This is a genomic window from Paenarthrobacter sp. NPDC058040 (genome assembly GCF_042885775.1).
Lineage (GTDB): Bacteria > Actinomycetota > Actinomycetes > Actinomycetales > Micrococcaceae > Arthrobacter.
Genome location: NZ_JBHVRN010000040.1, coordinates 1 through 2201 on the forward strand (window position 1 = coordinate 1; position 2201 = coordinate 2201).

The window sequence follows — 2201 nt, forward strand, 5'->3', positions numbered from 1 at the left end:
CCACGGTGAAGCCATTGCGGGCAAGGTTACGGGCCAGGTTGGCGCCCATCACCGCTAGGCCGGTGACACCGATGTGTGCTGACATCAAAACTCCAGACAGTTTGGCAAGGGTTATATGGGCACCGCTTGGGGCGTAGCCTCAGTTAGGGCTATGTTTCATGTTCGGTGCCGGTATGGTCCCTGGCGGGTCCAAAGGTCGTGAAAGACCGCAAAGGTGCGGACCCTTCACTCTTTTGCTTGTGGAACCGGTTGGATGTTCTTCAGTTCCCACCAAGGTGGGCCAGCCCTTGGTCGCGTGGCCCACCCTGGTCTTTGGAACTAGGAGATGGCGGCCTTGAGTTCCTTTGCGGCAAGTGCCGGGTCGGCTGCACCATAGATGGCTCCACCGGCGACTGCCACGTCAGCGCCAGCCTTTTGCACGGCTGCGATGGTGGTCAGGTTTACCCCGCCGGCAACGGAGAATGGCACACGGGCTTCTTCTCCTGCGCTGAGCAGACCGGTGAGGTTGTAGCCTGGCTGCGCCTGCTCGTCCAAGCCTGCGTGGAACTCTACGAACTTTGCACCCAGAGCGCGGACTTCCCGGGCTCGCGTGACCTTGTCGGTGACACCGATGAGATCTACGACAATGCCCTTGTTGTGTGCCTGAGCAGCCTTAACTGCGCCCGCAACCGTGGAGTCATCAGCGCTTCCAAGGACGGAAACGAGATCCGCACCTGCTTTAAAAGCAATGTCAGCTTCCAACTCGCCCGCGTCCATGGTCTTCATGTCGGCGAAAACGATCTTGTTCGGGTGTGCACCCTTGATAGCAGTAATTGCGGAGAGCCCAGCGGACTTGATCAGCGGGGTGCCCAGTTCGATGATGTCGACGTGCTCTGCGACTTTACCTGCCAATTCGAGGGCGTCTTCGGTGGTCAGAAGATCGATTGCAACCTGGATTTTCATTCTTACTACTTTCGTTGAAATGGGTTAAACCAATCCGTCCGGTTGATGCCGAGCGGAGTTCTGGGGTCTGCGTCGGGCTATTCCAAATTTGCGTGACGCAGCCAAAGCTGTTCTGCTGGCTCCTCAGCCGATTCCCACAGGGTCTGGAAAACAGACTCGGTTGCCAAGAAAAGTGCCTGCTCAAACAAGCTGCCGGAGTATTGGCTGGTAGCGGAGGAGCTGTGATCTGTTTTCTGGGCTGCAGGTACCTCAATCACGACGTCGGCCAGGAGGGCCAGTGGGGAACTACGGTTTGTCGTGATTGCCGCGATTCGCGCGTCCACATTGGCGGCCGTTTCGGCGCTCTTGACGGTCCCGGACGTTGTACCGGAGCCCGAAGCAACAATGAGCAGGTCACCCGCGGCAATGGCCGGGGTCGTTGTATCCCCCGCGACATGAACTGTCAGTCCCAGGTGCATTAGCCGCATGGCGGCCATTCGAAGTACAAGGCCGCTACGACCTGCTCCGGCGATGAAAATCCGCTTCGCGTCTTCGACGTGGGCGGCCAGGGTGGCCAGTTGGTGTTTATCCACGCCTGCCAAGGTCTCCGTGATCTCATCCTGGATCAGAGAGATGTTGGCTGTGAGTGCCCGTGCAGTGTCTGCCGTTTGTGCGCTGGGCGTTATTGAGGTCATATTGAGGACTTTCATTTCGTAGGTGACGGGGCTAACCGATGACCGCGTCGCTGGGTTGCGGTGAACGATTTCTTGCCGCGAAATTAGCGGCCGCCGACGAGTCTTGAGCTTGGCAAGGGTGATTCGCCGTAAGTGTGAATGGGATCGAGCAATGCGAGGGTGTCTCCGAAGACCTCGTCGGGGTCGAGCCGGCGGAGTTCTTCTGCGAGGCAGTCCTTGAGGCTGCGCCGCGGCAGGGTGATCCGCTGCGCGGGCTGGCCGGGCTGAGTGAGATCGGCAACATAATGGTCGGGACGGAAAAGTTGAACGTGACCCTGCTCCGACAACAAGAGCACACGCCGCACACCGCTTCCCGACGGTCTAGCTTGAACGTTCACCGGCACCCTCAAAGTGTTGCGAAGCCACGCTGCCAGCAGCATGGTGCTTGGCGAGTCTGGTGCACCCTCAACCTGGGCAGCTGTCACTGACTCCGGCTCAATGTGGTCCACTGCGGCGGCGAGTTGGATGCGCCAGTTGGTGAGGCGGGTCCAGGCGAGGTCGGTGTCGCCGGCTTTGTATGTTTGGCGGATGGTGTCGAGGGCTTGG

4 protein-coding genes are annotated in these 2201 nt (G+C 59.4%); all 4 read right to left on the reverse strand.

What is annotated here, in order from left to right; all coding sequences use genetic code 11:
• Nucleotides 1–85: NAD(P)-binding domain-containing protein (locus ACFVSJ_RS24335; protein WP_310059728.1), on the reverse strand; the 85-nt coding region annotated here is incomplete at its 3' end.
• Nucleotides 86–318: 233 nt separating this feature from the next.
• Nucleotides 319–942 carry a 3-hexulose-6-phosphate synthase gene (gene hxlA / locus ACFVSJ_RS24340; RefSeq protein ID WP_387439692.1) on the reverse strand — a complete coding sequence of 208 codons (624 nt, stop codon included), beginning with the start codon at nt 940–942 and terminating at the stop codon, nt 319–321.
• A gap of 77 nt (nt 943–1019) precedes the next feature.
• Nucleotides 1020–1616 (reverse strand): 6-phospho-3-hexuloisomerase, encoded by a 597-nt coding sequence (gene hxlB, locus ACFVSJ_RS24345; protein WP_387439693.1) that lies wholly within the window; start codon nt 1614–1616, stop codon nt 1020–1022.
• Between the two features lie 83 nt (nt 1617–1699).
• Nucleotides 1700–2201 (reverse strand): glucose-6-phosphate dehydrogenase assembly protein OpcA (locus ACFVSJ_RS24350; protein ID WP_387439694.1); only part of this gene is annotated, 502 nt, incomplete at its 5' end.

What these genes read in the sequence shown, in the direction of transcription:
- hxlA (WP_387439692.1), bottom strand. Translation starts at nt 942, where the DNA reads ATGAAAATCCAGGTTGCAATCGATCTTCTGACCACCGAAGACGCCCTC.
- hxlB (WP_387439693.1), bottom strand. Translation starts at nt 1,616, where the DNA reads ATGACCTCAATAACGCCCAGCGCACAAACGGCAGACACTGCACGGGCA.